Genomic DNA, 26,719 nt, shown 5'->3' with positions numbered 1-26,719 from the left:
TCACAGGGGCTGGGGTGCCAGAGCGCGGGCCGGGTGGCGGGGGCCGAGGAAGACGACCACGCCCCGGCCGGCGGGGGAGGGGTGCGTGGCCTGGGTCCAACCCTGGTGGCGGTAGAAGGACATGGCCCGGTCCGACCGCGGGGAGGTCACCAGCCAGCAGCGGCCTCCCGGGGCGTCCGCGGTGACCGTCTCCAGGAGGCGGGCCGCGAGGCCGCTGCCCCGGGCGGCGCGGCGGACGGCGAGTTCGTCCAACGCGCGTGCACCGACCAGCCAGTCGGAGGTGCGGTCGGGACCGAGTCCGGCGGCGGCCTGTGCGTGGCAGCGGTCGTCGGGGAAGGGCGCGGGGGTGGTCCAGGCCGTGGCGAAGCCGAGCAGCTCCCCGTCCCGTACCGCTGTCGCGGCGATGAAGCCCGGCCGGTCGACGTCCGCCCGCAGCCGCCCGACGAAATCGGCGGCCCTGTCCTCGTCCTCGTCCCACGGCGGGGCACAGAAGGCGTCGACATAGACGGAGCGCAAGTCCTCGATGTGCGCGAGGAGTTGAGCGTCCTTGTGGACCCGGATCTCGGTGTGGACGCGGATCTCGGTCATACCGCCACCGCCGGGGCCGTGACCGGATGCAGCGCCGCGTACTCCAGCGGCGCCGACGGGTCGATCGACACGTCCAGCGGGGCGGGTTCGGCTCCGGCCCGGACGAGGAGGTCACCGACGGCCGCGATCATCGCGCCGTTGTCCGTGCACAACTCCAGGGGTGGCACGCGCAGTTCGATGCCCGCGGCCCGGCAGCGCTCCTCGGTGAGCGCCCGCACCCGTGAGTTCGCGGCGACGCCACCGACCACGACCAGCGTCCCCACGCCGTGCTCCGCGCAGGCCGCGACCGCCTTGCGGCTGAGTACGTCGGCCACCGCCTCCTGGAGCGCGGCCGCGCCGTCGGCCACCGGCAGCTCCCGGCCCGCGTGGCCCTCGGCCCAGCGTGCGGCGGCCGTCTTCAGACCGGAGAAGGAGAAGTCGTACGACCCCGGCAGCGGACGCGGGAAGGGGACGGCGCGCGAATCCCCCGTCCGCGCCGTCCGGTCGATGGCCGGGCCGCCGGGATACGGCAGCCCGAAGACCCGCGCGACCTTGTCGAAGCACTCCCCGGCGGCGTCGTCGAGGGTGTCGCCGAGGTGGTGGATCGGGTCACGGGCCAGGTCGCGGACGAGGAGGAGTGAGGTGTGGCCGCCGGAGACGATCAGCACCACGCAGGGGTCGGGCAGCGGGCCGTGGGCGAGGGTGTCCGCGGCGACATGGCCGGCCAGGTGGTGGACGCCGTACAGCGGTACGCCCAGCGCGTAGGCGATCCCCTTCGCCCCGGCCAGGCCCACCTGGAGCGCGCCCGACAGGCCGGGTCCGGTGGTGACGGCGACCGCGCCGATGTCGGAGAGCCGCAGCCCCGCCCCCTCCAGTGCCTGCCCGAGCACCGGTCGGAGCGCGTGCAGGTGCGCCCGGGAGGCGATCTCCGGCACCACCCCGCCGAATCGGGCGTGCTCCGCCATGCTCGACGCCACCGCATGCCCCAGCAGCCGCCCGCCGCGGACCAGGCCGACGCCCGTCTCGTCGCAGGACGACTCGATGCCGAGCACGATCGGAGAACCCATCTCGGACCCTTTCTGCACTTCCTAGGTTGTTGCAAGTAGTGTGCAATAAGAATCCCCGGCATGCGCACTCGGCCAAGAACACACAGGTCAGCGCCTTGAGGGGAGCCCTAGGGGGCCGACGCCGACAGACCGGCCCGGAGCCCTCGCACGGGCAGCGTCACCGCGCCGTCCGGGTCATGGGCGCAGGCGCCATGGGCTCCCTGGACGTCCCAGCAGGGGAAAGGGTCCGCGCCGCCGGTCCGCTCACCGTCCAGGAGGCAGCCCTCCATGGCGGTGCGCGGCGCGGGCGGATCCAGTTCCGTCCCGATGGACCACAGCTCCGTCACCCCGGCGCGGACGCCATCGGCATCGAGGCCGCCGTCGCCCGGATCCGGGCCCGCGGGGAGCGTGTGTGATGGCGAAGAAGAGCAAGATCGCGAAGAACGACCGGCGAAGCGGATCGTGGCCCGGTGCGCCCAGCGCCGTGCCGAACCGAAGGCCGTCCTGGTGCCCCCGCGCGCCACGGCCGACGAGAAGGCCGCCGCGCGGACGGAGTTCCGCCGCCGGACCCGGGACGCGAGGCGACCCGGGTCCGCAACCGCGACGGCGTGGACGGCCGTCCCCGCGGCCACCCGCGCAGGTTCGGCCTCTCCCGGGTGGACGCGCGGGCGCAGGCGCATGCCGGACTTCTGCCCGGGGTGACGAAGTCTTCCTGGCAGGAGGGGGCTCGGCGGGAACGACGTGGGCGCGGCGTCCCCGCCACACCTCGACGGCATCCGTCGCCGCACCGACCGGGCCTGCGGTGCTCACTCCCTGTACTAGTGGTTCGCTCTCGGACAGTTCCGCCGCCGACGGCGTCCCGTCCGGCGCCCCGTGTTTACCCCGCCCGCTCCTGGACACGCGGCCTGGGGGAACGGGGTGTCGTCCACGAAAGGCAGAACCCATGACGGAGATCCGACCCGCCACCACCAGCGATTCCGGAGCGCCGGTCGAGAGCGATGAGCACTCGCTCACCGTGGGCCCCGGGGGACCGATCCTGTTGCAGGACGCCTATCTGATCGAGCAGATGGCGCAGTTCAACCGGGAGCGGATCCCGGAGCGTCAGCCGCACGCCAAGGGGAGCGGTGCCTTCGGTCACTTCGAGGTGACGGGTGATGTCAGCGCGTACACGAAGGCGGCCCTGTTCCAGCCCGGTACCCGTACCGACCTGGTCGTCCGCTTCTCGACCGTCGCCGGTGAGCGCGGCAGCCCGGACACCTGGCGTGACCCGCGCGGCTTCGCGGTGAAGTTCTACACCAGCGAGGGCAACTACGACATGGTCGGCAACAACACGCCGGTGTTCTTCGTGAAGGACCCGATGAAGTTCCAGCACTTCATCCGCTCCCAGAAGCGCCGCGCCGACAACAACCTGCGCGATCACGACATGCAGTGGGACTTCTGGACGCTCTCACCGGAGTCGGCCCACCAGGTGACCTGGCTGATGGGGGACCGGGGCATCCCGCGGACCTGGCGCCACATGAACGGGTACACCTCACACGCCTACATGTGGATCAACGCCGCCGGCGAGCGGTTCTGGGTGAAGTACCACTTCAAGACCGATCAGGGCATCGAGTTCTTCACCCAGCACGAGGCCGACCAGATGGCCGCGGCCGACACGGACTACCACACGCGGGACCTCTTCGAGCACATCCGGGACGGTGACTTCCCCAGCTGGAGTCTGTACGTGCAGGTGATGCCGTACGACGAGGCGCCGGGCTACCGGTTCAACCCGTTCGACCTCACCAAGGTGTGGCCGCACGGTGACTACCCGCTCATCCCGGTCGGCCGTATGACGCTCGACCGCAACCCCACGGACAACCACGCCCAGATCGAGCAGGCCGCGTTCCAGCCCAACAACTTCGTCCCCGGCATCGGACCGAGCCCGGACCGCATGCTGCTGGCCCGGCTGTTCTCCTACGCGGACGCCCACCGCCACCGCATCGGCGCCAACTACCAGCAACTGCCGGTGAACGCCCCCGTCGTCGACGTCCACTCCTACTCCAAGGACGGCGCGATGGCGTACCGGAACACGACCGACCCCGTCTACGCCCCGAACTCCAAGGGCGGCCCCGCGGCGGACACCGAGCGTTACGGGTCGCCGCCCAGCTGGACGGCCGACGGTGAGATCACCCGCGCGGCCTACGTCTCCCACCCCGAGGACGACGACTGGGGGCAGCCCGGAACGCTGGTGCGCGAGGTCATGGACGATGCCGCCCGTGACCGGCTGGTGGACAATGTGGTCGGACACCTCCTCAACGGGGTGACCGAGCCCGTCCTCGAACGTGCCTTCGCGTACTGGTCGCACATCGACGAGACCATCGGCAAGCGCATCGCCGACGGCGTCCGGGCCAAGGCGGGCGAGAAGGACTTCAAGGCCGCCGAACAGGGCAACCCGGCACGGAGTTCCATGCAGCACAAGGCCTGAAACACCCGGGCCGGGCGGCCCCCCGACTCAGCCGGCCTGCCTGCCCCGCAGCACGCTCTCGATGCGGTCGGCCACGTCCACGGCGTCGCTGTACGAGCGGGGCAGGAAGTCGGGGGTGCCGACCGCCCGGTGCTTCCTGGCGGACGGTAGCTCCAGGTTCGCGCCGAGGATCTTGCGCACCGCGGCGATCCCGTCGTCGTACGTCTGCGCGATGGCCGACGGCCTCTTGTACGCCGTGGAGAGGTAGGGCGTATCGACGCCGCCGATCAGACCCGGCTTGAGCGCGGCGAACTGCTCGTAGTCGATGTCGGCACGGCGCGACGTTGACGTAGTTGGCTCCGCTGCCCTTCCCGCCGACGGGCCTTGCCGTCCAGATCGCCGGACGGATCCCGGACGCCGCCTCCGGAGCCCTCGGCGACTCCGCCGCGGCGGCGCTCAGCATTCTCGCCGCGCTCGCCGGACTTGCCGCGCTGGACCGGCGGTTGGCGCAACTCGCAGCCGCTCTACGCGGCCGGCCGCACCGCCGAGGGCCGCCGCGCCTCGGCACCGCTCGGCGCGTTCACCGCCCTGCCCACCCTGCGCGCCCTGCGCCTCGGACCGGGCCGGTACGCCCCGCGTAGAGGAGGCATCCGCGGCGGCGATGTCGTACGAGTTCCGGGCGACCCGCGCGGCCCCCCCGCTTCTACGGGCGGCTCAACATCGCCGAGTTCACCGGTCTGAGCGCGGTCCTCCTCGTGGCCTGGGCCTGGTCCACTCCGGGCACGCCGATGTCGGGGCCGCGACCACGGCGGCCCTCCTCTTCGTCGGGCTGTTCGACCCGGTGAGCACCCTGCGCGTCGGCGTCACCCTGGGTGCGCCGGTGTCCGAAGGGCGCCCGGAGGTGTCGCCCGGCCGACCGGCGGAGGGGATCGCCGTGCGTGGTGTCCGCTACCGTTACGGGGACGGCCCCGATGTACTGCACGGCATCGACCTCGACCTCCGCGCCGGGCAGCGGCTGCCGTCGTCGGCGCGACCGGCTCGGGCAAGTCCACGCCGGCGAGCCTGATCGCCGGGATGCGCACGCCGTACGCGGGCGGCGTCACACTCGACGGCATCCCCACGGCCGGCCTCGCCCGCCCGGGCGCGCCCGGGAACCGCAGGATCGTACTGGTCACCCAGGAGCACCACCTCTTCCCCGGGACGGTGGCCGACAACCTCCGGCTCGCGTGCCGGGAGGCGTCGGACGAGCGACCCGCAGCCACGCTCGCCGTCACATGGCGCGGTCCCTCGACCGGGCCGCCCTGGCGGTGACCGAGGGCCGGACCGCGGTCGTGGTGGTGATGGAGAACGGCCGGGTGGTCGAACAGAGACCGCCCGACGAACTGCCTACGCCAGGCTGTGGGCGTCCTGGGCGTACGGGAGATGACGCGTCCGGTCAGACGCTCTCGCGGCGATCGTGCACCCGCCCCAGCTTGCGGCCCACCAAGAGGTAACCGAGCAGCGCGCCGGACGTGTTGAGGATGACATCGTCCACGTCGAAGGCCCGTCCGGTGACCAGGGCGCCCTGGGCCATCTCCACCAGCAGCATCACGGTCGCGGTCAGCAGCAGTACCCGCCAGATGCCCCGGGCGCCCGGCGCGAGTACCGGCACCAGGATCCCGAACGGCACACCCAGCAGGATGTTGCCGCCGATCTGCTTGACGGTGTCCCGCAGTTCGGGCTGGTCCAGATAGGCCCTGATGGAGCGGCCCGGATGCAGATTGCTGTGCACCAAGGAGACCGAGGCCGGGGACGGCTCCAGGGTGAGCTTGGCCAGGACGACGGCGAAGCCCACCATGAGGACGAAGGCGCACAGCATCGCCAGCATCCGGACCGGCAGGGGAAGAACGTGCCGACGGCGCACGGGCTTTGCCGCTTCGGCGCGCTCCACCTCGGGGGCCTCACGCGTGCGGTCCGCCTTCGCGCGCCGGAACCTCCCGCCGCTCCAGCGCGCCCGCGCCTTCGCGAGGCGACTCGTCCGTGACGCGCGGCCGGTCGAGGCGGTGCGTGAGAACAGAGCGGTGCGGGTCATCGGTCCTCCAGTCGTCAACGACCCTGAAACGGCGGGCGGTTCACCCGTAGGTGACGTGCACGTCCTTGAATCCGAGGGAGTGCAGCAGACCCTCCAGCATGTCCGTGGTGTTGCTCTCGGCCCGCGCGGTCAGTCCGCTGCCCTTGGCCGCCTCGCCGATACGGGACACGGCGAGCTTCTGTACGGCGTGCTCGCTGTCGGGGTTGTCCGAGAACAGGTCGCCCAGGCGGTCGAGCAGTCCGCGCTGCTTGGAGACGGCGTAGGAGTGGTCGGCGTCCAGGGCCGGCTTGCCCAGTCGTGCGTGCGGGAGCCGCAAGGTGGCCGACGTACGGTCCTTGTTCACCGTCACGTCCTTCTCGCCGACCCGGCCGAGGTCCACGTACGCCTCCACGGTGCCGGCGCCCACGTACAGCGTGCGGGTGCCGCGCAGGGCGTCCGGCAGGTACTTGGCGTCCTTCTCCAGGTCGACGACCACCTGGAAGTTGCCCGAGGCCGCGTCGTAACGGCTCATGTCGTCGATGGACTTGAGGAGAGCGGGACCCGAGCGGTCGTGCGTCTCGGTGCCGAGCAGATCCTTGACGCCCGGGAGCACGGCCAGCCTGATCCCGGCGAACAGCACCGCGAGCACCACCACGAGGGCGGCCACCGCCTTCGCCCAGCCGGGCATCCGTCGGGGCGGCCGCCTGAGGTCGGTCGACATCCGGCACCCCTCCTTCCTGCTGTCCGGATGCCCCCCAAAGCCCGTAACAGACCCCCGATTTGACAGCGGGAACCGCCCCGGCCCCGGGCGGCGGGCCCCCGGCCGCGCCGACCGGCGGCCGATGGCCTACTCTCCCCTTTTCCAGAATCACAGGGGGGCATGATGCGGATGAAGCGTGCGCACAGACGGCTGACGGCGGTCGTGGCAAGCGGTTTGCTCGGTGCGGCCGTGGTGAGTTGCGGGCCGGGACACCAGGGAGCCGCGGACGGCGGCGGGCCGCGGCAGGGGAGTGGCGGCGCCGGTTCGGCGAGCCGGACCGAGGCAGCGTACCCCGGGCTTGCCGACGTGCCCGAGAAGGTGGAGCCGGACCGCTCGACGGTTCTGGTGGGCGACCCCGGGGCGAGGATGACCGTGCGCCTCTACGGGGACCCGCGTTGCCCGGTCTGCAAGGAATTCGAGACCTCGGGCGGGGGCCCGGTCCTGACCGAGTGGGTGCTGCGGCACAAGGCCAAGGTCGAGTACACGATGGCGTCGTTCCTGGACCCGCGGCTGGGCGGAGACGGGTCGAAGAAGGCGGTCAACGCGCTGCGCGCGGCCCTGGAGAGGGGGAAGTTCGTCGAGTACCACGCCGTCCTCTACCAGAACCAGCCCGCCGAGGAGGTGGACGGGTTCACCGACGCGCGCCTGCTGCAACTGGCGGGCAAGGTCAAGGGGTTGCGGAGCCCCTCCTTCGACGCCGCGGTGAGGTCGATGAAGTACCGGGGCTTCGTGGACTCCGCCGAGAGCGCCTACGCCGCCGCCGGCCGCGGCGGCGGGCACGCCGGGCCGGGCACACCGACGGCCGTGGTGAACGGGTATCAGATCCCGGTCGAGTCCGATGGGCTCCTGTTCGACCCGGGTGTCTTCGGCAAATTCCTGACACTGGCGGACGGCCCGTCCGCGTAAGCGCGAAGGCGCCCGGCGGCCGGTCCGTTCACCGGCCGCCGGGCGCCTCGTGGGACGTCCGCGAGGTCACAGGTCCGTCGCCTTCTTGGCCGCCGCCTTACCGGGGTTGGTGAGCACCAGGCCCATGCGGTCGATCTGCACCAGCGGCTTGTTCCCCACGTGGTCCTTCGACGTCAGGAGGGTGAACGCCGCGTCGAACTGCTCCTCGGTGAGCCGGAGTCGGTCGACCGCGTCGTGCTTCTCGCCCGGGATCCGGAACTTGGGCGCGGCCTTGAGCGCCGCCATCACGGCCCGTGCGACCGGGTCGGTCTTCCACGCGGGCGCCGCCTCCTCCACCGCCTGGGCGGACTGCTCACCCGCCGACGGCCCGTTGACCGGACCGGGAATCGCGGGCGGATCGAGTTTCAGCTCCTCGGCCTTCTTCCAGTACCGCGCCGACTCCTCCTCGTGGTTCTTGCGGAACCGGTCGAGCGTGTCGGCGATCAGCTGGGAGTAGTCCTGGCCCGTCGCCGGATTGCGCGGCGCCTTGTAAGGGTCGTAGGCGACACCGAAGTTGGCCGCCATGTCCATCACGAAGTGGTAGCGGTGGATGTCCGTGAGGTCGCGCCGGTAGTCCGTGTACCACAGGGCCAGCAGCGAGTAGGCGATGGCCTCCTTGACCGCCGGGTCGGCGCCGGTCGTGTCGGCCAGCTTCATCAGCTTGCCCGTCGTCCGCGAGGGCCCCAGCGACACCGGGTAGCCGAGGTGGCCGGCGGTCCGCACCTGGTCGTTGCGCTGGTTCGGTGTCGCCATCGCCCCCCGGAACGTGTTGGGGACCGGCGTCCGCTCCAGATCGTCGACGCTCCCGCCCGACGCGCCCGCCCCGTCACCGAGCGCCCAGGCGGGCGAGTTCCGCGGCCCCGCGAGCTTCGCCCCGTCCTTGAGCACGTATCCCTTGAACTGCTCCTCGGAGACCGTGACATGCTGTTCGAGTTCCTTGATGTCGTAGAGGATCTCGGCGATGTCATGGATGGCACTGATGAGCGTGGCGAAGCCCTGCGCATCGGGGTTGCTGAGGATCCCGTCCAGCGTCTTCTCGCCGAACTCGATGTACGGCAGGTAGAGCCGTCGCACCGACGCCAGTTCCGCCACGGTCTTCGAGAGCATGTCCTCCAGTTTTGTCACCTGCGTCCGCTGCTTCCCGAGCCACGGCCGCAGGGAGTTCGCGACGAATCCGGCCAGCACCTCCTTGATCTTCGCGTCGACCGCCACGTCGTCGGAGATCGCCTTCTCCACGTCGGCGACCGGCAGGGCGTTGACCCGGTCCAGCACGGCGGAGGCCGCCTCGTCCATCGTCGCGTAGGAGCGGGCGAGCGCGTCCCGGGGGCCGCGCTCGCTCTTCGCGGTGGCCTGGGGCGTGGACTGCTTCGGAGCCGTGATCCACTCGTCGAGCACCTTCATGATCGCCGGCTTGTTCTTCGTGTCCTCCCAGGCGCTGATCAGCTCCGGATCCGTGAGCTCCGCCCGTATCTCCGCGTACGCGGGCTCCGCCGCCTTCGCCTCGCCCTTCTGCCCGAGCACCAGCAGCCGCTGGACCGACGGCCGCCCCGCAGGCGTCGCCCCGGAGGCGTCCGCCGGTCCGTGCGCCGCCGCGCCGGCCGGTGATCCGCGCAGGACCCGGTGCGCGGTCGCCTCCGCCTCCCGTTCGAAGCGGTCCGACGGATCGGACACCCGCAGTCCGTCGCCCGTCTCCGTGCCCGCGACCGGTCCTCGACGCTGCTGGATGACATGGGTGAGCTCGTGCGCGAGGGTGTGGCGGTCCCCGCCGCCGTCGCCGATCACGATGTGGTTGCCCGAGGTGTAGGCACGCGCCCCCATGGCGGCCGCGGACGCCCGGGCCCGGGCGTCACTGTGCACCCGGACGTCGGAGAAGTCCGCGCCAAGCCGCGCCTCCATGTCGGTCCGCACGCCCTCGTCCAGCGGCCGGCCCCCGGCGCGCAGGACGTCGTGGACCGCGGACCTCTGCACCTCGCCCCCACCGGCCCGGCGCAGCATCTGGACGACCGCCGCGTTGCCGACCGCGGCCTGGAGCCCGAGCAGCCCGGCCGGCTGCGCGGCCGGGGCGGGGTCCGCTCTGCGGGAAGAGGTACGGTCCCTGCCGATCCCGGTGGCTTTGGCGTCCTCGTGATCGCGCAAGGGGTCTCTCCTCCAAGGTGTGTTGATCATCTTCTTTCTGGATACGTGTTCGCGAGCGTCGGCGCCAGGTACGAAGGGGCAGTATGAGCGGCCCGTACGGGCAACCCGGAGGGGTTCGGACCGCCGGTACGGCGCCCGCCGCCGGGGCCGGACGCTTAGCAATGGGTTTCGTGGGAAGTCGGGGCACAACTCGCCTCCGGGGGACTGATGGGGCGGGGCGGCTTCCGGGCGCGGTTGCCGGCGTTCGGCCGTCACCTAGGAGAGCGCGTGACCGTTCGTATCGGAGTGGAAGAGGAATTCCACATCGTCGAGGTGGAGACGGGCCGACTCGCCCCGCGGGCCGATGCCGTGCTGAAGGGTCTCCCCGAACACACCTTCACGACCGAGTTGCAGCAGGCTGCCGTGGAGACGAACAGTGGTGTGCATGAGACTCTCGCCGACCTGTACGACGATGTGACCGGCGCCAGGCGCCGGCTCGATGCCGGGGCGACCGCACACGGACTGGCCGTCGTGGCCGCGGGTACCGTGCCGCTGGCCCGCGCCGAGGACACCCGCCCCACCCCCGGGCGCCGATATCGCCGTATGGTCGACGACTACCGCCTGGTCGCCGACGAGCAGCTGATCTGCGGGACCCATGTCCACGTCGACGTACCCGACCGGGACCTGGCCGTACGCGTCATGTGCGAGGTGTCCCCGTGGCTGCACGCGCTGCTGGCCCTCTCCGCCAGTTCCCCCTTCTGGGCGAACACCGACACCGGGTACGCCAGCTGGCGGACCATGGTCTGGCAGCGCTGGCCCACCGCGGGCCCGCCCGGCTGTTTCGCCGACGCCGCCGAGTACGACGCGGTGGTGCAGGGCCTGGTCCGTTCCGGCGTCATCAGCGACGTGGGAATGATCTACTACGACATCCGGCCCTCCGCCCACCAGCAGACCCTTGAACTGCGCATCTGCGACGCCTGCCCCCGCGCCGAGACGGTGGTACTGATCGCCGGGCTCTTCCGCGCCCTGGTGACCGACGCCCGCGCGCGACTGGCGGCGGCGGAGCCACCCGCCTGCCCGGGCCGGCACGAATGGCTGCGCGCGGCCGCCTGGCGGGCCGCGCGGTCGGGCCTGGAGGGTGCCCTGATCGACCCCGGCACCCGGCGCGAGGCGCCCGCGGCCGAGGTCGTCCGGGGCCTGCTGGGCAGGGTGCGCCCGGCGCTGGAGGCCGCCGGGGACTGGCCCACCGTCCGGGACCTGGCCGAACGCGCGCTCGCGGACGGCAGCGCCGCCCACCGCATCCGTCGTACGGCCCACCACGACGACCTGCTGGCGTGCACGGATCTGGCGATCGCGGAGACCCGGGGCGAGGAGCGCCCGCGCCCACGGCGCACCGCACCCGCCCACCGCGTCGCCTCGCCGGGGCAGGCCGCCGCGTAGCCGCAGCGGTCCGGGCCGCACCGCACCGGAGCACAGAAGCCACACCGCACCGGAGCACAGAAAGAGGACGCAGGAGCGCAGAGAGAGGACGCGAGAGGGCACACATAGAACGTCGGTACCACCCGGACACCCCTTGTCGCGAAGGAGAGACATCCCCGTGTCGACCAGTCCCGGCCACATGCCGGTGCGCGGCCTCCCGCGCACCTCACCGCCGCACTTGCCGTACTCGCCGCGCCCGCCGCGCGACCCCTACGCGCACCGGGGAGGTGGTCGCGGATGTGCGGCCTGAGCGGGGAGATGCGCTTCGACGGGACGCGGCCCGATCTGGCGGCGGTGGAGCGGATGAGCGACCGGCTCGCCCCCCGCGGCCCCGACGGGCAGGGGGTCTGGACGCGGGACGCCGTGGCCCTGGGGCACCGCCGTCTGAAGATCATCGACCTCTCCGAGCGCGGGGCCCAGCCCCTGACCGACACCACCGGAGAGGTCACCGGCGTCTTCAACGGTTGCATCTACAACTACCGGGAGCTGCGGGCGGAGCTGGTCGCCCTCGGGCACCGGTTCCGGTCCACGTCCGACACCGAGGTCGTCCTTGCGGCGTACCGGCAGTGGGGCACCGCCTGCGTCGACCACTTCCACGGCATGTTCGCCGTCGCCCTGGTCGAACACCGGACCGGCCGGCTGATCCTGATCCGCGACCGGCTCGGCATCAAGCCCCTCTACCTGGCGCGGACCCCCGGGCGGCTGCGCTTCGCCTCCTCGCTGCCCGCGCTGCTCGCGGCCGGCGACGTCGACACCTCGCTGGACCCGGCCGCCCTGCACCAGTACCTCAGCTGGCACGCGACCGTGGCCGCGCCCCGCACCGTGCTGGCGGGGGTGCGCAAGCTCCCCCCGGCCACCGTGCGGGTCGTCGAACCGGACGGCACCCACCGGGACCACCGCTACTGGCAGCCGTCGTACACCCGCCGCCCCGAGCACCTCGGCATGGACGCCGCCGAGTGGCGGGACGCGGTGCTGGACGCGCTGCGCACGGCCGTCCAGCGGCGCATGGTCGCGGACGTCCCGGTCGGCGTCCTGCTGTCCGGCGGACTGGACTCCAGCCTGATCGTGGCCCTGCTGGCCGACGAGGGGCAGCGGGACCTGGCCACGTTCAGCGTGGGCTTCGAGGCGGAGGCCGGTGACGAGGGCGACGAGTTCTGGTACTCCGACCTGGTGGCCCGGGAGTTCGCCACCGACCACCATCAGCTGCTGATCCCCTCGCGGCGCGTCTCGACGGCCCTGGACGGGGCGGTCGCAGCGATGAGCGAGCCCATGATGAGCCATGACGTGGTCGCCTTCCATCTGCTGTCCGAGCAGGTCTCGCGCAGCGTCAAGGTCGTCCAGAGCGGGCAGGGCGCCGACGAGGTATTCGCCGGCTACCACTGGTATCCGCGGCTGGCCGACGCGCCCCGCGAGGAGGAGCCGCAGCGGTACGCCGAGACCTACTTCGACCGGTCGCACCAGGACCTCTCCGCCATCCTGCGTCCGGACATGCTGACCGAGGACGATGTGTCCGGCCGGTTCGTGCGGGAGCACATGGCCGTGCCCGGGGCCGAGACGGCGCTCGACGCCGCCCTGCGCCTGGACACCCACGTCATGCTGGCGGACGACCCGGTCAAGCGGGTCGACAACATGACCATGGACTGGGGCCTGGAGGCCCGGGTGCCGTTCCTCGATCACGAGCTGGTGGAGCTGGCGGCCGCGTGCCCGCCGGAGCTGAAGCTGGCCGACGGCGGCAAGGGCGTGCTGAAGGAGGCGGGCCGCAAACTCCTGCCGCCCGAGGTGGTCGACCGCCCCAAGGGCTACTTCCCCGTCCCGGCGATCACCCATATGGCCGGACCCGTGCTGGAAAGGGTGCGCGACGCGCTCAGCGCCCCCGAGGCGAAACGGCGCGGCGTCTTCCAGGACTCCTACGTCACCGCACTCCTCGCCGCCCCCGACCGTCACCGCACCAAGCGCGGAGCGAACGCGCTGTGGCAGGTGGCTTTGCTGGAGATATGGCTTCAAACGCACGGAATCTGACCGCAGGGGACGCGACCGCGCGGAATCCGGCCGCGGAGCCCGTCGCGCAGCACCCGTCCGACGTCGGCACGGCCGATGCGGGACGGCCCGCCACCGTGCGTTCGCAGGAGCGCCCGACCGACGAGCGGCCTGCCGAGCGCACGGAAGAGCGCACGGACGGGACCGGTGCCCCGCCCCCGGCGGGCTCCGACGGGCTGACAGCGGCCTTCGCCGCGCCTGCCCGTATCCCGCTGCCGGACGCCTCCGGGCCCCGCGACGCGCCGACGCGGCTCATCGCGCACGGCTGCTGGTACCCCTCGGCCGACCCGTCCGGCACCCGGCTCGCCTTCATCTGCGACCGGGGCGGCGTACCGCAGCTGTGGACGGGCCCCGCCGACGGGGAGCCGGTACGACTGCTCGACGACGGCCCCGACCCCGTACGGGAGGTGTCCTGGTCGCCCGACGGCCGCTGGATCGCCTACACCACGGCGCCCGGCGGCGGTGAGCACACCCGGGTGCTGTGCGTCCGCCCGGACGGCAGCGACCGGCAGATCCTGGCCGGCGCCGAACCGGGCAGCTCCGCCCATCTGGGCTGCTGGGCGCACGACGGATCGGCGGTCACGGTCACCGTCGCGGTCCCCACCGGACCACCCGCCCCGGCCTCCCCGTCCGGTTCGGACACCACGTCCGGCGACGGCCCGTCCGGCACCGGCACCGGCCGTGGCTTCGGCCTCGACCTCGGCTCCGGCTTTTCCGACGGCCGTCTGCCGGACCACTGGCGGGGCCGCGCGGGCGAGACGGAACTGCTCGGCCCGGCGCCCCACACGGACCGCGGCCCGGCCCTGCCGTCGCCCGCCGTCACGGTGGGGACCACGCCGATCGGCGCCCCGGGCGGCACCCTCACGGCCACCGCCTTCGGCGACGGGCTGTCGGCCTATCTGGTCGATCCGGACGGAGTCGCCGCCCCCGTCCTGATCGCCGCCGTGCAGGACGCGGCGACACTGCGCGTGTGCGACCTCAGCCGCGACGGGTCGCTCGCCCTGCTGCGCCGGGGACCGCGCGGCCGGCGCGAGGCGGTCGTGCTGCGCACCGCCGACCATGTGACGACCTGTGTGCTGCCGGTGGCCGACGGGGACCCCTGGATCGGCAGCTTCTCCCCCAGAGCGGACGCCCTCCGGCTGCGCAGCAACGCCCACCGGGAGTTCGCGGTCCTGCTCACCGCCGAACTCGACCCGGACGGACGGCCGCTCGGCTGGTCGACCGTCGCCGCACGCGAGGGCAGCGACCTGGAACTGCTGCGGTACACCCGCGACGGCGCCACCGCCGTGCTCGCCTGGAACATCCGGGGCATGAGCGACGTCGAGATCCTGGACCCGGACACCGACACGGGTGCGGACACGGACACCCGGCCGGAGGAGGGGACCGGCTCCACGTCCCGGCACATCTCCCTGCCTCACGAGGTCGTCACCCGCGTCACCGACGCCAACTCCCGTCTCGCGCTGGCCCTTTCGGGATCACGCCGTCGCCCCGGCATCTGGTGGCTGCCGGACGGCGCGACCCCGGTCCGCACTCCCTGGTCCTCCCGGGACGAGGACGCCGTACCGCCCGGCCGCCCGCCCGTACGACCGGTCCCGCTGCGCCCCACCGCCCGGGACGGGCTGCCGTTGAACGGCTGGTACTACCGCGCACCGGGGCGCGCGCCCGGCGAACCTGCGCCCTGTGTCATCCATCTGCACGGCGGGCCCGAGGACCAGGAACGCCCCGTCCTCGACCCTCTGTACCACGAGATCCTGGGGCGGGGACTGGACATCTTCGCGCCCGATGTACGCGGATCCTCCGGCTACGGCCGGTCGTTCGTCGACGCCGACCTGGGAAGGGGCCGGTTCGCCGCCCTCGACGATGTGGCGGACTGCACCGCACACGCCGTACTGGCCGGTCCTGCCGACCCGTCCCGGCTCGCGGTGATGGGCCGTTCGTACGGCGGCTACCTCACCTTCGCCTCCCTGGTCTGGCACCCGGACCTCTTCCGCACCGGCGTCGCGGTGTGCGGGATGTCGGACCTGGCGACGTTCTTCGAGGGCACCGAACCCTGGATCGCCCAGTCGGCGGCCCACAAGTACGGCCATCCCGAACGCGACCGCGAACTGCTGCGCGAGCTCTCGCCGATGACCCGTATCGACGCGCTGCGGGCACCGGTGTTCGCGGTGCACGGGGAGCATGACACCAATGTGCCGCCCAGGGAGTCGGAGCAGTTCGTACGGGCGGCACGCGAGCGCGGTGTGCCCGCCGAACTCCTCACCCTGCGCGAGGAAGGACACGACTTCCTTCGCGCCGACAACCGCAGGCTCTTCCGCCGTGCCGCCGCCGACTGGTTGCAACGGCACCTGCTCGGCTGAGGAGCCGGCGGGTCGCCGGCTCCGACTCCCGCCCTATGGGCGCGGATCCCAGGGGCTCGGGCCCGTTCCCTCGCGCCACGCCTCCAGTTCCTGTCCGTCCATGCAGACGATGCCGCACTGCCGCGCGTAGTCGAGCGCGGGTGCGGTGAACTCGCTGGTGGTGACGAGCGCCGCGACATCGGCCTCGTGAATGGTGAAACACGTGCCGCCGAAGCGCTGCATGTCCTGTGAGCCCACCTTGTTGGCATCGCCGTACTGCTTGCACTGGATGATCACGCGCAGCCCCTCCGCCGTGACCGCGACGACATCCGCCCCCAGATCGCCGGCGCCGCCCACCACCTCCACCTCGCCGCAGCCCTCCCGTACGCACAGCTCGGCGATGGCCTGCTCGAACCCATCGGGGTCCAACTCGGCATAGGCGTCGTGGGAGTCGAGGAGAAGCGTGGGTTCCTCCCCGTCCCCGCCGGGCACGGCGACGTCCACCGGTGCGAGGTCGAGACTGTCGGATGCCGCCTCGGCCCCCGCCTCCAGCGCGCGGGCGGCCCGCCTGGCGTACCTCCCGGCGGACAGCCTCCCCCGACCCGGCCACCAGAGCAGGCACCCGGCGACGGCGAGCACGGCCAGGACGGCGGCCCACAGCGGACGACGCTCGACGACACCCGCCGCCAGGCGCACCACGAGCGCCAGCAGGCAGAGGACGGTCGCGAGCAGGACGAAGAACCAGGTGGTCGTCCGCAGATCGAACCGCCGGTCTCGGCGCACAGGTCGCATTGGGCGCACCGGTATCGTCATCTGGCTCTCTTTCGGGCAGGGAACGGAGTGCGAAGACATACGGATGCCCGAGAGTGCCTACAGCTCTACAGCTCTACAGCTCTACAGCTCTACAGCTCTACAGCTCTACAGCTCTACGGCTCTCGGGCTTGTTCAAGCGGCCAGTGCCCGGGGCCTTTCGGCGGCCGCGCGGCGGTTCGCCCGGAGCCGGTCCAGGAGCGCGTCGGCCGCGGCGAGCGCCCCGTCCACCGTCCGGGTGCCGGTCATCGCGCAGAGGGCGGAGGAGGTGTCCTCCAACTCGCGGCTGGAGCGGCCGGTGGGCTGGAGATCATGGCGGAAGCGGGCCTCGGCGAACCGGGCGAGCAGCGTACGCACTTCCTTCTCGGCGGGCAGCGACACGGCGAAGTCCTCCCTGGCAAGACGGTGGATAGGGGGGCATGACAGTGGATCGGGGCTCTTCCTGCCCCGGCATCCCGTCTGCCCCCGCCGTGTCACCACATGCCCGGCTCCGGCGGCTTTCCGCACGTCATCGTGCCGACCGGCCGGCTTCCGTGCGCACATCGCCGCCCCGGGCACGCAGCGGCACGCCCGCCTCGCCGAGCAGGCGATGCACAAAGCCGTACGACCGGCCGTGCGCCTCGGCGATGGCACGGATCGACCGCCCCTCCCGGTACTCCCCGGCGAAGGCGTCGGCCAGTTCCTCGCGCGCGCCGCCCGTGATCCACTGTCCCTTGTTCACGATGATCTCCTTCTCGTCATGTCGAGACGTGATCACCGATTGCCCCCACCGCCGCTCCCCATGCACCCGAGCGGGTTCAACGGGTATGTCAGTCAGTGGGGTTGAGTTCCGTGTACACCAACTCCACCAGTTCCTCGGCCTCCCGTGTGCGGGGATCGCCGGAGACTCTGTAGTAGCCGCCCAGGGTGGCGATCACGTCCGCCTGCGAGTCGTCGTACTCATGGCCGTGGCCGTCCCGTTCCCCCGCGGCCCCGGAGCCGGCCGCCCGCCACCACCACACCCGGCTCCTGATCTCGTCCTTCGACAAGCCCCCTTCCAGGGTGATGTCCCGGCCCTGGACCTTCGCCGTGATCCTCGCTGAGTTCGCGTCGGTGGCCATGCGCCATGTCTCCTTTCGCCGCAGGGGGACGAGGGCGGTGCCGCGTCCCGATCTCGGCTGCGGATACCCCCGGACGTCCGTTTTCCACGGTTCCGGCAGGTGAATGGCTTGAACTGGTGAAGGGAGCAGAGGCGTTGACCGACGTCAGTGCGCGGTCCAGCCGCCGTCCAGGGGGATCGAGCTGCCGGTCAGACAGGCGCTGTGCTCCCCGCACAGCCACAGCGCCGCCTCGGCGACCTCCACCGGCTCGATCAGCCGCTTGATCGCGGTGCGTTCCAGGAACACCTGGTCCAGCACGTCCGCCACCGGAATGCCGTGGGCGCGCGCCTGATCGGCGATCTGCCGCTCCACCAGGGGCGTGCGGACGTACCCGGGGTTCAGGCAGTTGCTGGTCACACCGTGCGCGGCGCCCTCCAGGGCGACCACCTTGCTCAGCCCCTCCAGCGCGTGCTTCGCCGTGACGTACGCCGATTTGTAGGCGCTGGCCCGCAGTCCGTGCACCGAGGAGATGTTCACCACCCGGCCCCACGCCCCCGCGTACATATGGGGCAGGGTGCGGCGCAGGATGCGGAACGGCGCCTCCACCATGACCCGTTGGATCAGCGTGAAGCGGTCCGGGGGGAACTCATGGACCGGCGCGATGTGTTGCAGACCCGCGTTGTTGACCACGATGTCCGCGTCGTCCGGCAACGCGTCGACTTCCTCGGCCTCGGAGAGGTCGGCCACCACGGCGATGCCGCCGATCGCCCCGGCCACCTCCTTGGCCGCCTCGGCGGCCCGGTCCACCACATAGACCTCGGCACCGGCCGCGGCGAAGCCCTCCGCGCAGGCCCGGCCGATCCCGCTGGCCGCACCGGTGACCAGAGCCTTGCGGCCGGCGAGGAACCGCATCGAGGCCGGTCCGGCCGCGACGGCGGCACCGGGCCCGGGATGCTGGGGCGTCTTGGCACTGTCCATGGTCGAACACCGTAGGGAGGAACCCCGAGGCGAGACACGTGGATCACCGACACATTTCCGCACCTCGAAATGGGCGGCGCCACCATGCGCCGACGGCCGGACGACGCCGGGGAGCCCGCCCGGGCGCGGGCGCACCGCCCCGGCAAGCCCCCGAGCGGGTCCGCGCTACAGCCCCACCGGCCCCACACCGGCCCCACCGGCCTCGCACCAGCCCCGCCAGCCCCGCCAGTCCCACCGGCCCCGCGCGAACCGTCGTATGGCATGGCGCCCCCGCCCCCACCATGGCTGCGTGAACCACGCCGGGCGCCGCCGCCCTGGCTGCCCCTCACATGGCGCGCCGGGAGCGGCGGTCGTACGTTCCGCTTCCAGCAACCCGGTACGACGACGCGCCGGACGCGGGCCCGGTCCGCGCCCGGCCTGCCGAAGGCACGGGCGCGGGGCACGCCGGGCGGGACGGGACCGCCGGGCGGCGCGCCACGTCCAGTGCCTCCGCCCCCTCCCCACCACTCATCGGAGTCGCACCCATGCCCCACACCACCTGGCGCGGATTCTTCCGGCGCACCGCGCAGACCGCCGTACTGGGCCTGCTCGCCGCGGGCCTGACCGCCCTCACCCCCCTCACCGCCGACGCGGTGGCCGCCGGCACCCTCCAGCAGGTCACCGGCTTCGGCTCGAACCCGGGCAACCTGGCGATGTACGAGTACGCGCCGTCCGACCTGCCCACCGGCGCGCCCCTGGTCGTGGCCCTGCACGGGTGCAGCCAGTCGGCGAGCGACTATCACACGCACTCCGGCTGGCAGAAGTTCGCCGACCAATGGGGTTTCGCCGTGGTCTATCCGCAGACCAGCACGGCCAACAACAGCCTGTCCTGCTTCAGTTGGTTCGACTCGACGAAGGACGCACGGGGCAAGGGCGAGGCGGCCTCGATCGTCCAGATGGTCGACACCGCCGCGGCGCAGTACGGCTCGGACCGCGGCCGTGTCTTCGTCACCGGCCTGTCCGCGGGCGGCGGCATGACCGCGGATCTGCTCGCCGACTACCCGGACGTGTTCGCGGGCGGCTCCGTGGACTCCGGCCTGCCCGCGCAGTGCGCCACCACCCTGACCGCCGCCTCCGGGTGCCAGTACGGGAGCCAGAACCTCACCCCGAAGCAGTGGGGCGACAAGGTCCGCAGTTCCGCTCCGGGTTACCCGGGGCCATGGCCCCGGGTCGCCGTCTGGCAGGGGACCGCCGACACCACCGTCACCCCGGTCAACGGCACCGAGCTGCGCGACCAGTGGACCGATGTCTGGGGCATCGGCCAGACCGCCTCCAGCACCCAGAGCCTGCCCGGCGGCACCACCGAGAGCCGCTACGACGACGGCACCGGCAGACCCGCGGTCACCCTGTTCTCCGTCCCCGGTATGACACACGGCCTCGCCGTGGACCCCGGCTCCGGCGCCGACCAGTGCGGCAGCACGGGCGCCTACTACCTCGCGGCCATCTGTTCCAGCTACTACACCGCCAAGTTCTGGGGCCTGGACGGCGGCGCGGGGCAGGGCGGCGGCACCGGTTCGCTGCCCGCGCCGACCGGCCTCATGGTGACCGGCACCACCGACACCGGCGCCTCGCTGTCCTGGAACGCCGTCAGCGGCGCCGCGTCGTACGACATCTACCGCAACGGCACGAAGACCGGCTCCACGACCGGCACCACGTACACCGACACCGGTCTGACGGCCGCCACCGCCTACCGCTACACCGTCGCCGCGGTCGACTCCTCGGGCGCCGCCGGCGCGTCCTCCACCTCGGTCACCGCCACGACGACCGGTTCCGCGCCCAAGTGCTACACCGACAACAACTACAACCAGGTGCAGGCCGGACGCGCCCACCAGAGCGGCGGCTACACCTACGCCAACGGCTCGAACCAGAACATGGGCCTCTACAACGTCGCCATCACCCACACCCTGAGGGAGTCCCCTGCGGGTTACTTCGTCATCGCCGACTCCGGCTGCTGAACCGGGCCCGCACCGACCGGCTGTGCGTGCCCGGGCCCGGTGAGCGGAGGCCGAACGTTTCAACCGCGCCCGAAATGTGGCGTGTTGCCGACCCTGTGCTACGGCAGCATGTCGGCTTCATGGCACGGCTGGTTAAGACCTGGTGCTGGGGTGACGCGTGGGACCAAGCTGACGTGTGCACATCCATGCAGCCCTTCCGTCCCCCCAGAAAGCGCCACCACGCATGCATTCGCCCTGTCCCCCCGGTGCTCCAGAAGCACGCGTCCCGTGTGTGGTGAGGAGGTGCCGCACATGGTGCGCTATGTGATGCGCAAGGCGGCCGGCTGGCTCCTGATGATCGTGGTGGCGACCAACGCCACCTACTTCCTCGCCAGTTGGTTCCTGGACCCGCGGTCGAACTTCAAAGAGCTGCGGCCCGTCCGCAGCGAGGCGCAGATCGACCGGGCCCTCGCGCCGTACAACCTGGACCCCCGGGTGCCGTTGGTGCACCGCTGGTGGGACTGGCTGACCTCGGTGATCCTGCACTTCGACTGGGGAAAGTCCCCCACCGGCGTCTCCGTCAACGGGGAAATGGGCTACCGGGCCCTGGTCAGCGCGGAGTTGGTCGTCATCGCGACCGTACTGTCCGTGGTGGTCGGCGTCGCGCTCGGCGTCTACACCGCCGCACGGCAGTACGGCTGGGCCGACCGGGTCTCGCAGGCGGTGTCCATCGTGGTGTTCAACGTCCCCACGACCGTCGCCGCCCTCGCCGTGGTCTTCGTCGCCATCTGGCTGAATCAGCACGCCGGACTGCACTTCCTCTACGTCGCCGGTGAGAACTCCCCGGGCGTCGACGGGCTGTTCCCCACGATCCTCGATCGCCTCCTGCATCTGATCCTGCCAACCCTGACGCTCACCCTGATGGGGTACGTCGGCTACCACCTGACCCAGCGTTCGCTGCTGCTCGACACGCTCAACTCCGACTTCGTGCGCACCGCCCAGGCCACCGGCCTCACCCGCGCCCAGGCCATCCGCAGGCATGCCCTGCGGGCCGCGCTCATCCCGACGGCGGCCTCCGTGGCGTTCAGCGTCCCGGCCGTCTTCACCGGCGCCGTCATCACGGAGACGATCTTCGGCTGGAACGGCATGGGCCGCTACTTCATCCAGACCATCAGCAAGAACGACGTACACGGCGCGGTCGCGACAGCCGCCTTCGCCGCCGCGCTCACCGCGATCGGCGCGATCCTCGCGGACATCGCCACGGTGTTCCTCGACCGGAGGGTGCGGGTGAGCTGACATGACCATCGACACCTCCGCCCACCCACCCGCGGAGCTGAGCCCCGAACCGGCGGCCGTCGCGCGGAAGCAGGCGAACCTCGGTCTCGGCCGGCTCTATCTGCGGCGCTTCCTGCGCAACCGCCTCGCCGTCGCCGGAGTGGTGATCCTCGTCCTGCTGGTGCTGTTCGCGGCCCTCGGCGGCCGGCTCACCTCCTACACGTACACCGACACCGACTTCACCGCCCTGACCCAGCCCCCGAGCGGCCTGCACTGGTTCGGCACCAACCAGGGCGGCAACGACATCTACGCCTGCGCCGTGCACGGGCTCCAGCGCTCCCTGACGATCGCCGTGAGCGTGTCGGCACTGACCATCGTCCTCGCCGCGATCATCGGCTCCGGCGCCGCCTACTTCGGGGGCCGTGTGGAGCGGGTGACCCTCGCCGTCATCCACTTCCTGCTGATCGTCCCCTCGTTCCTCATCCTCGCCCTGGTCTCCCACCGGCTGGCCGGCGACTGGCGGGTCCTGATCATCGTGCTCACCGTGTTCGGCTGGATGTCCACCGCGCGGGTGATCTGGTCCGTCTCGACCTCGCTGCGCGAACGGGACTATGTGAAGGCGGCCGAGTTCATGGGCGTCGGACCGCTGCGGATCATCCTCCGCCACATCATCCCCAACCTCGGCTCCCTGCTGATCGTCAATCTGACGCTCGGCGTCGTGGCCACCGTGCTCAGCGAAACTGCCCTCTCGTTCCTGGGATTCGGCGTCCAGACCCCGGATGTGTCGCTCGGCACGATGCTCGCGGACGGCGCGAGCACCATCACCAGCGCCCCCTGGCTCTTCGCCTTCCCCGCCGGACTGGTCGTGCTGCTCACCGTGTCGATGACCTTCATCGGCGACGGCCTGCGCGACGCCCTCGACCCCACGTCGGTGACCTCGGCGGGAGGCCGACGATGACCCTCGCGACCCCCCTGCCGACCCCGGCCCCGGCCGTCGGCCCGGATCCCGTCCTGTCCGTGCGGGATCTGCGGATCTCCTTCCCCTCCGAGGCGGGCACCGTCGAGGCGGTGCGCGGGGTGGACTTCGACCTGCTGCCCGGCCGCACCCTGTGCATCGTCGGCGAGTCCGGCTCGGGCAAGTCCGCCACCGCGATGGGCATCATGGGGCTGCTGCCGCCCACCGCCGACCTGCGCGGCCAGGTGCTGCTCGCAGGACAGGACCTGATCGGCCTCGACGACCGTGCCCTGTCCAAGATCCGCGGCAACTCCATCGGCATGGTCTTCCAGGACCCGCTGTCCGCCCTCACCCCGATCTTCTCGGTGGGCCGGCTGCTGTCCGACGCCCTGCGGGTCCACCAGGATCTGACGAAACGGTCCGCCTGGGAACAGGCCGTACAACTCCTCGATCTGGTGGGCATCCCCGACCCGCGCGGCCGGGCCACCGCATTCCCGCACGAGTTCTCCGGCGGCATGCGCCAGCGCGTGGTCATCGCCATGGCCATCGCCAACCGCCCCTCCGTGCTGGTGGCCGACGAACCCACCACCGCGCTCGACGTCACCGTGCAGGCCCAGATCCTCGACGTACTGCGGCTCGCACAGCGGGAGACCGGCGCCGGACTCGTCCTGATCACCCACGATCTCGGGGTCGTCGCCGGCCACGCGGACGACGTCGCCGTCATGTACGCGGGCCGGTTCGTGGAACGCGCCGGTGTCCAGGAGCTCTTCCGACGGCCGACGATGCCGTACACCGCGCGGCTGCTGGCCGCCGTACCGACCGTCGACGGCGGCGCCCGGCGCCCCCTGGTCCCGATCGGCGGCGAACCGCCCGCCCTGGTGGGCCTCCCGGACGGCTGCCCCTTCGCACCCCGGTGCGCCGTCGCCCTCGACGCGTGCCGCTCCGGCGAACCGGAGCTGAGCCATGTCGCCGGGCACGGGGACGTGGCCTGCCTGCGCGCCACCGAGATCGCCGAGGGATCCCTGGATCCGGCGGGCGATGCCGCGCCCGCCGACCCACCGGCACCCGCGCGTCCCGCCGATGCCGGCGAGGTGGTGCTCCGCGTCTCGGACCTCGTCAAGACGTTCCCGGTCACCAAGGGCGCCCTTCTCAAGCGCCGGGTCGGCACGCTGCGCGCCGTCAACGGGGTCGGCTTCGAACTGCGCGCCGGTGAGACCCTCGGCCTGGTGGGCGAGTCCGGCAGCGGCAAGACCACCACGCTGATGGAGATACTGCGGCTCACCCGGCCCGAAGGCGGCCGCATCGAGATCTCCGGCGTCGACGTCGGCACCATCACCTCCGGCGCGCGGGCACGCGAGCTGCGGCAGGACGTACAGATCGTCATGCAGGACCCCCTGGGGGCGCTGGACCCCCGGCTGCCCGTCTTCCATCTGCTGGCCGAGCCCCTGCGGGCGATCGGCCGCGATCGCGAGTCGATCCGCGCACGCGTCCGCGAACTGCTGGCCCTGGTGGGCCTGGACGACTCGATGAGCGACCGCTTCCCGGCCGCGCTCTCCGGCGGCCAGCGCCAACGGGTCGGCATCGCCCGCGCGTTGGCGACGGAGCCCAAGCTGCTCGCGCTCGACGAGCCGCTGTCCGCGCTGGACGTCTCGGTACAGGCCGGGGTGATCAACCTGCTGGCGCGGCTCAAGCGGGAACTCGGCCTCGCCTACCTGGTGGTCGCCCACGATCTGGCCGTGATCCGGTACATCTCCGATCGCATCGCCGTGATGTACCTGGGGCACATCGTGGAGACCGGGGACACCGAGGCGATCTTCGCCGATCCGAAGCACCCCTACACCCGGGCGCTGCTGTCGGCGATCCCGATACCCGACCCGGAGCGCGAACGCGCCCGCGAACGCGTCGTCCTGGAGGGCGAACAGCCCAGCGCCGCGCGCCTGCCCGAGGGGTGCGTCTTCGTCGACCGCTGCCCGCTGTACCGGCTCGCCGACGAGGAACTGCGGCACCGCTGCCGTACCCAGCCCCCCGCGCTCACCGCGGCGCCCGGACTTCCCGGCCACCGGTACGCCTGCCACGGCGTCTGAGCCCGGGCCCCGCATCGAGGCCCCCGCCGGTCCCGCCGGCCGCACCGACCTTCCCGCCCCCACCCGTCTCCGCCCGCCTTCCGAAGGAACCCTCCACCATGCGCACCAGACTGGCCCTGCCCGTCGCCCTGATCGCCGCCATCGCCGTCACCGCCACCGCGTGCCAGTCCTCGGGGAAGGACTCCGCCGGATCGGACACGAAGAACACCCCCAAGGCCGCGTCGTCCGTCGCCGACTACGCCCCGACGCCGTACGACCGGATCAAGGACGGCGGCACATACACCTCGGTCGGGACCTTCGACGACCAGGGCAATCCGTTCAACGTCAATTCCACGCTGACGGCGTCCCGCGTCTGGTCCTGGTACAACGCCGACGCGATCACCTACTCGCCGACCGGTGAAGTGCAGTACAACCCGGACTACTTCAGCGATGTGAAGGTCTCCGTGGCGGGCGGCAACCAGAAGGTCACGCTCACCATCAACCCCAAGGCCGTCTTCAACGACGGCACCCCCATCGACTGGACCGCGATCGAGGCCACCTGGAAGGCCGACAACGGCTCGAACAAGGCGTACGCCGCCTCCTCCACGGACGGATACGACCAGATCACCTCGGTCGAGCAGGGCAAGAACGCCAAGCAGGCCGTGATCACCTTCAAGGGGGTGTACCCCTCCTGGTCGAGCCTCTTCACCACCTTCCTGCACCCCAAGGCCGCGACGGTCGAGAACTTCAACAAGGCGTACGTCAAGAAGGCGCATCCGGAGTGGGGCGCCGGGCCGTACACGGTCGGCAGCTGGGACACGCACTCGGGTGACATCACCTTCGTCCGCAACCCGAAGTGGTGGGGCAAGAAGGGCAAGCTCGACAAGCGCATCTACGTCAACCTGGAGTCGACCGCCGCGGTCAACGCCTTCAAGAACGGGCAGGTGGACAACGTCTCCGCGGTCGACGCCGAGAGCCTCAAGCAGATCAAGGGGCTCCCGGGCACGGAGATCCGCAGCGGCGGCAGCCCCTTCGAGTACTCGCTCTACCTGAACTCCAAGTCCCCCCTCCTCGCCGACCTCACCGTGCGCAAGGCCATCGAGGAGAGCGTCGACCGCTCCCAGATCGCGAAGATCCAGTTCCAGGGCCTGGACTACAAGGAGCCGCTGCCCGGCTCCGCCATCCTCTACAGCTTCCAGAAGGGCTACCAGGACAACGTCTCGGCCGTACTGAAGTACGCCCCGGACGACGCGAAGAAGGCACTCGACGCGGCCGGCTGGAAGCCCGGGAGCGACGGCGTACGCGCCAAGGACGGCAAGAAGCTCGAAATCGGCTACACGCTCCTCGGCGACAACCCGCTGGACAAGGCGACCGCGGGCGCCTTCGCGGCGATGCTGAAGTCGGTCGGCATCCGCCTCGACATCAGGAAGGCCGACGAGTCGGACTTCTCCAAGATCCTCAGCGACCGCAAGTTCGACCTGTTCCTGTCGGGCAACCGCTCGATGGACCCGTTCGGCGCCCGCTACCTGTGCGACTTCTACTGCTCCGACCGCGACTCCAACATCACCGGCGCGGGCACGCCCGCGCTGGACAAGAAGATCCGCGCCACCACCGAGATCGCCGACCTCGACCAGCAGGCCGCGGCGGCCAACCAGGTCGAGCGCGAGGCGCTGCGCCAGTACGCCTTCCTCCCGCTGTTCAGCGGCCCCTCGACCTACGGCGTGAAGAAGGGCCTCGCCAACGTCGGCGCGACCATCTTCTACAACCCGCTTCCGGAGACGGTGGGTTGGCAGAAGTGATCCCGCGCG

At 71.7% G+C, this 26,719-nt stretch carries 23 protein-coding genes and 2 pseudogenes; 13 read left to right on the top strand and 12 right to left on the bottom strand.

All coding sequences use genetic code 11. The features are described 5' to 3' along the window. The 3 genes from HEP81_RS04705 to HEP81_RS04695 form a co-directional block, all read right to left on the bottom strand. A complete protein-coding gene (locus HEP81_RS04705; protein WP_037662349.1) occupies positions 1-588 on the bottom strand; it encodes a GNAT family N-acetyltransferase in 588 nt (195 codons plus the stop codon). Next, on the bottom strand, positions 585-1,634 hold the full coding sequence (gene tsaD / locus HEP81_RS04700) for a tRNA (adenosine(37)-N6)-threonylcarbamoyltransferase complex transferase subunit TsaD (protein WP_037662352.1): 1,050 nt from the start codon (positions 1,632-1,634) through the stop codon (positions 585-587). The genes HEP81_RS04705 and tsaD overlap by 4 nt, the downstream gene beginning before the upstream one ends. Positions 1,635-1,741: 107 nt before the next feature. Continuing rightward, complete coding sequence (locus HEP81_RS04695; RefSeq protein WP_037662354.1) at positions 1,742-1,960, bottom strand: hypothetical protein; 219 nt, start codon at positions 1,958-1,960, stop codon at positions 1,742-1,744. A 68-nt stretch (positions 1,961-2,028) separates the two neighbouring features. Here HEP81_RS04695 and rpsN point away from each other — a divergent pair. Continuing rightward, a pseudogene (gene rpsN, locus HEP81_RS41255) lies at positions 2,029-2,329 on the top strand (30S ribosomal protein S14); the annotation flags it as partial. Positions 2,330-2,556: 227 nt separating this feature from the next. Next, on the top strand, positions 2,557-4,077 hold the full coding sequence (locus HEP81_RS04685) for a catalase (protein ID WP_037662357.1): 1,521 nt from the start codon (positions 2,557-2,559) through the stop codon (positions 4,075-4,077). A 27-nt stretch (positions 4,078-4,104) separates the two neighbouring features. On the opposite strand, the gene HEP81_RS04680 is transcribed toward HEP81_RS04685, so the two are convergent. Next, positions 4,105-4,257: a hypothetical protein gene (locus HEP81_RS04680; RefSeq protein ID WP_157854590.1), complete on the bottom strand. Its 153-nt coding sequence runs from the start codon at positions 4,255-4,257 to the stop codon at positions 4,105-4,107. 282 nt (positions 4,258-4,539) lie between these two features. Between HEP81_RS04680 and HEP81_RS04675 the strand changes: the two genes are divergently transcribed. Beyond that, positions 4,540-4,797 (top strand): hypothetical protein, encoded by a 258-nt coding sequence (locus HEP81_RS04675; protein ID WP_157854592.1) that lies wholly within the window; start codon positions 4,540-4,542, stop codon positions 4,795-4,797. 282 nt (positions 4,798-5,079) lie between these two features. After that, positions 5,080-5,367 (top strand): annotated as a pseudogene (locus HEP81_RS04670) (ATP-binding cassette domain-containing protein); the annotation flags it as partial. Positions 5,368-5,491: 124 nt separating this feature from the next. Here the strand turns inward: HEP81_RS04670 and HEP81_RS04665 are convergent. Both HEP81_RS04665 and HEP81_RS04660 read right to left on the bottom strand, forming a co-directional pair. Continuing rightward, positions 5,492-6,127: a VanZ family protein gene (locus HEP81_RS04665; protein WP_037662361.1), complete on the bottom strand. Its 636-nt coding sequence runs from the start codon at positions 6,125-6,127 to the stop codon at positions 5,492-5,494. 40 nt (positions 6,128-6,167) lie between these two features. Then, entirely contained in the window at positions 6,168-6,827 is a 660-nt protein-coding gene (locus HEP81_RS04660; RefSeq protein ID WP_037662363.1) for a DUF4230 domain-containing protein, read from the bottom strand. A gap of 345 nt (positions 6,828-7,172) precedes the next feature. Between HEP81_RS04660 and HEP81_RS04655 the strand changes: the two genes are divergently transcribed. Further along, a complete protein-coding gene (locus tag HEP81_RS04655) occupies positions 7,173-7,772 on the top strand; it encodes a DsbA family protein (protein WP_051850590.1) in 600 nt (199 codons plus the stop codon). 66 nt (positions 7,773-7,838) lie between these two features. Here HEP81_RS04655 and HEP81_RS41250 read toward each other — a convergent pair whose 3' ends face one another. Then, complete coding sequence (locus tag HEP81_RS41250) at positions 7,839-9,947, bottom strand: eCIS core domain-containing protein (protein WP_051850591.1); 2,109 nt, start codon at positions 9,945-9,947, stop codon at positions 7,839-7,841. 267 nt (positions 9,948-10,214) lie between these two features. On the opposite strand from HEP81_RS41250, the gene HEP81_RS04645 reads away from it, so the two are divergent. The 3 genes from HEP81_RS04645 to HEP81_RS04635 all read left to right on the top strand — a co-directional run bounded on the left by HEP81_RS04645 (position 10,215) and on the right by HEP81_RS04635 (position 15,799). Continuing rightward, positions 10,215-11,366 carry a carboxylate-amine ligase gene (locus tag HEP81_RS04645; RefSeq protein WP_051850592.1) on the top strand — a complete coding sequence of 384 codons (1,152 nt, stop codon included), beginning with the start codon at positions 10,215-10,217 and terminating at the stop codon, positions 11,364-11,366. Between the two features lie 276 nt (positions 11,367-11,642). Continuing rightward, on the top strand, positions 11,643-13,424 hold the full coding sequence (locus HEP81_RS04640) for an N-acetylglutaminylglutamine amidotransferase (RefSeq protein WP_037662366.1): 1,782 nt from the start codon (positions 11,643-11,645) through the stop codon (positions 13,422-13,424). Continuing rightward, on the top strand, positions 13,400-15,799 hold the full coding sequence (locus HEP81_RS04635) for a prolyl oligopeptidase family serine peptidase (protein ID WP_037662369.1): 2,400 nt from the start codon (positions 13,400-13,402) through the stop codon (positions 15,797-15,799). The genes HEP81_RS04640 and HEP81_RS04635 overlap by 25 nt, the downstream gene beginning before the upstream one ends. Positions 15,800-15,832: 33 nt before the next feature. Here HEP81_RS04635 and HEP81_RS04630 read toward each other — a convergent pair whose 3' ends face one another. The 5 genes from HEP81_RS04630 to HEP81_RS04610 form a co-directional block, all read right to left on the bottom strand. Then, a complete protein-coding gene (locus tag HEP81_RS04630) occupies positions 15,833-16,591 on the bottom strand; it encodes a restriction endonuclease (protein WP_106980063.1) in 759 nt (252 codons plus the stop codon). Positions 16,592-16,723: 132 nt separating this feature from the next. Next, positions 16,724-16,969 carry a DUF5133 domain-containing protein gene (locus HEP81_RS04625; RefSeq protein WP_037662373.1) on the bottom strand — a complete coding sequence of 82 codons (246 nt, stop codon included), beginning with the start codon at positions 16,967-16,969 and terminating at the stop codon, positions 16,724-16,726. Between the two features lie 127 nt (positions 16,970-17,096). Beyond that, positions 17,097-17,309, bottom strand: a complete 213-nt coding sequence (locus tag HEP81_RS04620) for a helix-turn-helix domain-containing protein (RefSeq protein WP_037662375.1) — start codon at positions 17,307-17,309, stop codon at positions 17,097-17,099. Positions 17,310-17,397: 88 nt separating this feature from the next. Beyond that, positions 17,398-17,688 carry a hypothetical protein gene (locus tag HEP81_RS04615; RefSeq protein WP_037662376.1) on the bottom strand — a complete coding sequence of 97 codons (291 nt, stop codon included), beginning with the start codon at positions 17,686-17,688 and terminating at the stop codon, positions 17,398-17,400. Positions 17,689-17,832: 144 nt separating this feature from the next. Continuing rightward, on the bottom strand, positions 17,833-18,645 hold the full coding sequence (locus HEP81_RS04610; protein WP_037662377.1) for a 3-hydroxybutyrate dehydrogenase: 813 nt from the start codon (positions 18,643-18,645) through the stop codon (positions 17,833-17,835). Between the two features lie 524 nt (positions 18,646-19,169). On the opposite strand from HEP81_RS04610, the gene HEP81_RS04605 reads away from it, so the two are divergent. From HEP81_RS04605 to HEP81_RS04585, 5 genes are all read left to right on the top strand, one after another. Then, positions 19,170-20,639 (top strand): extracellular catalytic domain type 1 short-chain-length polyhydroxyalkanoate depolymerase, encoded by a 1,470-nt coding sequence (locus tag HEP81_RS04605; protein WP_037662379.1) that lies wholly within the window; start codon positions 19,170-19,172, stop codon positions 20,637-20,639. A gap of 291 nt (positions 20,640-20,930) precedes the next feature. Beyond that, positions 20,931-21,914 (top strand): ABC transporter permease, encoded by a 984-nt coding sequence (locus tag HEP81_RS04600; RefSeq protein ID WP_190275944.1) that lies wholly within the window; start codon positions 20,931-20,933, stop codon positions 21,912-21,914. Position 21,915: 1 nt separating this feature from the next. Then, positions 21,916-22,851, top strand: a complete 936-nt coding sequence (locus tag HEP81_RS04595) for an ABC transporter permease (protein WP_037662383.1) — start codon at positions 21,916-21,918, stop codon at positions 22,849-22,851. Further along, the gene (locus tag HEP81_RS04590; RefSeq protein WP_037662386.1) at positions 22,848-24,932 is read left to right on the top strand and encodes a dipeptide ABC transporter ATP-binding protein; all 2,085 of its coding nucleotides are present in this window, start codon (positions 22,848-22,850) and stop codon (positions 24,930-24,932) included. Before HEP81_RS04595 ends, HEP81_RS04590 begins: the two co-directional genes overlap by 4 nt. Positions 24,933-25,030: 98 nt before the next feature. Continuing rightward, positions 25,031-26,710 (top strand): ABC transporter family substrate-binding protein, encoded by a 1,680-nt coding sequence (locus HEP81_RS04585; RefSeq protein WP_172636797.1) that lies wholly within the window; start codon positions 25,031-25,033, stop codon positions 26,708-26,710. Positions 26,711-26,719 lie beyond the last annotated feature (9 nt).

This window comes from Streptomyces griseofuscus, from assembly GCF_014673495.1.
GTDB lineage: Bacteria > Actinomycetota > Actinomycetes > Streptomycetales > Streptomycetaceae > Streptomyces > Streptomyces murinus.
The sequence above is the reverse complement of the archived record's forward strand: the minus strand, read 5'-3'. Positions and strand labels throughout refer to the sequence as shown.

What these genes read in the sequence shown, in the direction of transcription:
- HEP81_RS04595 (WP_037662383.1), top strand. Translation starts at nt 21,916, where the DNA reads ATGACCATCGACACCTCCGCCCACCCACCCGCGGAGCTGAGCCCCGAA.
- HEP81_RS04610 (WP_037662377.1), bottom strand. Translation starts at nt 18,645, where the DNA reads ATGGACAGTGCCAAGACGCCCCAGCATCCCGGGCCCGGTGCCGCCGTC.
- HEP81_RS04660 (WP_037662363.1), bottom strand. Translation starts at nt 6,827, where the DNA reads ATGTCGACCGACCTCAGGCGGCCGCCCCGACGGATGCCCGGCTGGGCG.
- HEP81_RS04615 (WP_037662376.1), bottom strand. Translation starts at nt 17,688, where the DNA reads ATGGCCACCGACGCGAACTCAGCGAGGATCACGGCGAAGGTCCAGGGC.
- HEP81_RS04705 (WP_037662349.1), bottom strand. Translation starts at nt 588, where the DNA reads ATGACCGAGATCCGCGTCCACACCGAGATCCGGGTCCACAAGGACGCT.
- HEP81_RS04640 (WP_037662366.1), top strand. Translation starts at nt 11,643, where the DNA reads ATGTGCGGCCTGAGCGGGGAGATGCGCTTCGACGGGACGCGGCCCGAT.
- HEP81_RS04600 (WP_190275944.1), top strand. Translation starts at nt 20,931, where the DNA reads ATGGTGCGCTATGTGATGCGCAAGGCGGCCGGCTGGCTCCTGATGATC.
- HEP81_RS04605 (WP_037662379.1), top strand. Translation starts at nt 19,170, where the DNA reads ATGCCCCACACCACCTGGCGCGGATTCTTCCGGCGCACCGCGCAGACC.
- HEP81_RS04635 (WP_037662369.1), top strand. Translation starts at nt 13,400, where the DNA reads ATGGCTTCAAACGCACGGAATCTGACCGCAGGGGACGCGACCGCGCGG.
- HEP81_RS04665 (WP_037662361.1), bottom strand. Translation starts at nt 6,127, where the DNA reads ATGACCCGCACCGCTCTGTTCTCACGCACCGCCTCGACCGGCCGCGCG.
- HEP81_RS04630 (WP_106980063.1), bottom strand. Translation starts at nt 16,591, where the DNA reads ATGACGATACCGGTGCGCCCAATGCGACCTGTGCGCCGAGACCGGCGG.
- HEP81_RS04585 (WP_172636797.1), top strand. Translation starts at nt 25,031, where the DNA reads ATGCGCACCAGACTGGCCCTGCCCGTCGCCCTGATCGCCGCCATCGCC.
- HEP81_RS04685 (WP_037662357.1), top strand. Translation starts at nt 2,557, where the DNA reads ATGACGGAGATCCGACCCGCCACCACCAGCGATTCCGGAGCGCCGGTC.
- tsaD (WP_037662352.1), bottom strand. Translation starts at nt 1,634, where the DNA reads ATGGGTTCTCCGATCGTGCTCGGCATCGAGTCGTCCTGCGACGAGACG.
- HEP81_RS04590 (WP_037662386.1), top strand. Translation starts at nt 22,848, where the DNA reads ATGACCCTCGCGACCCCCCTGCCGACCCCGGCCCCGGCCGTCGGCCCG.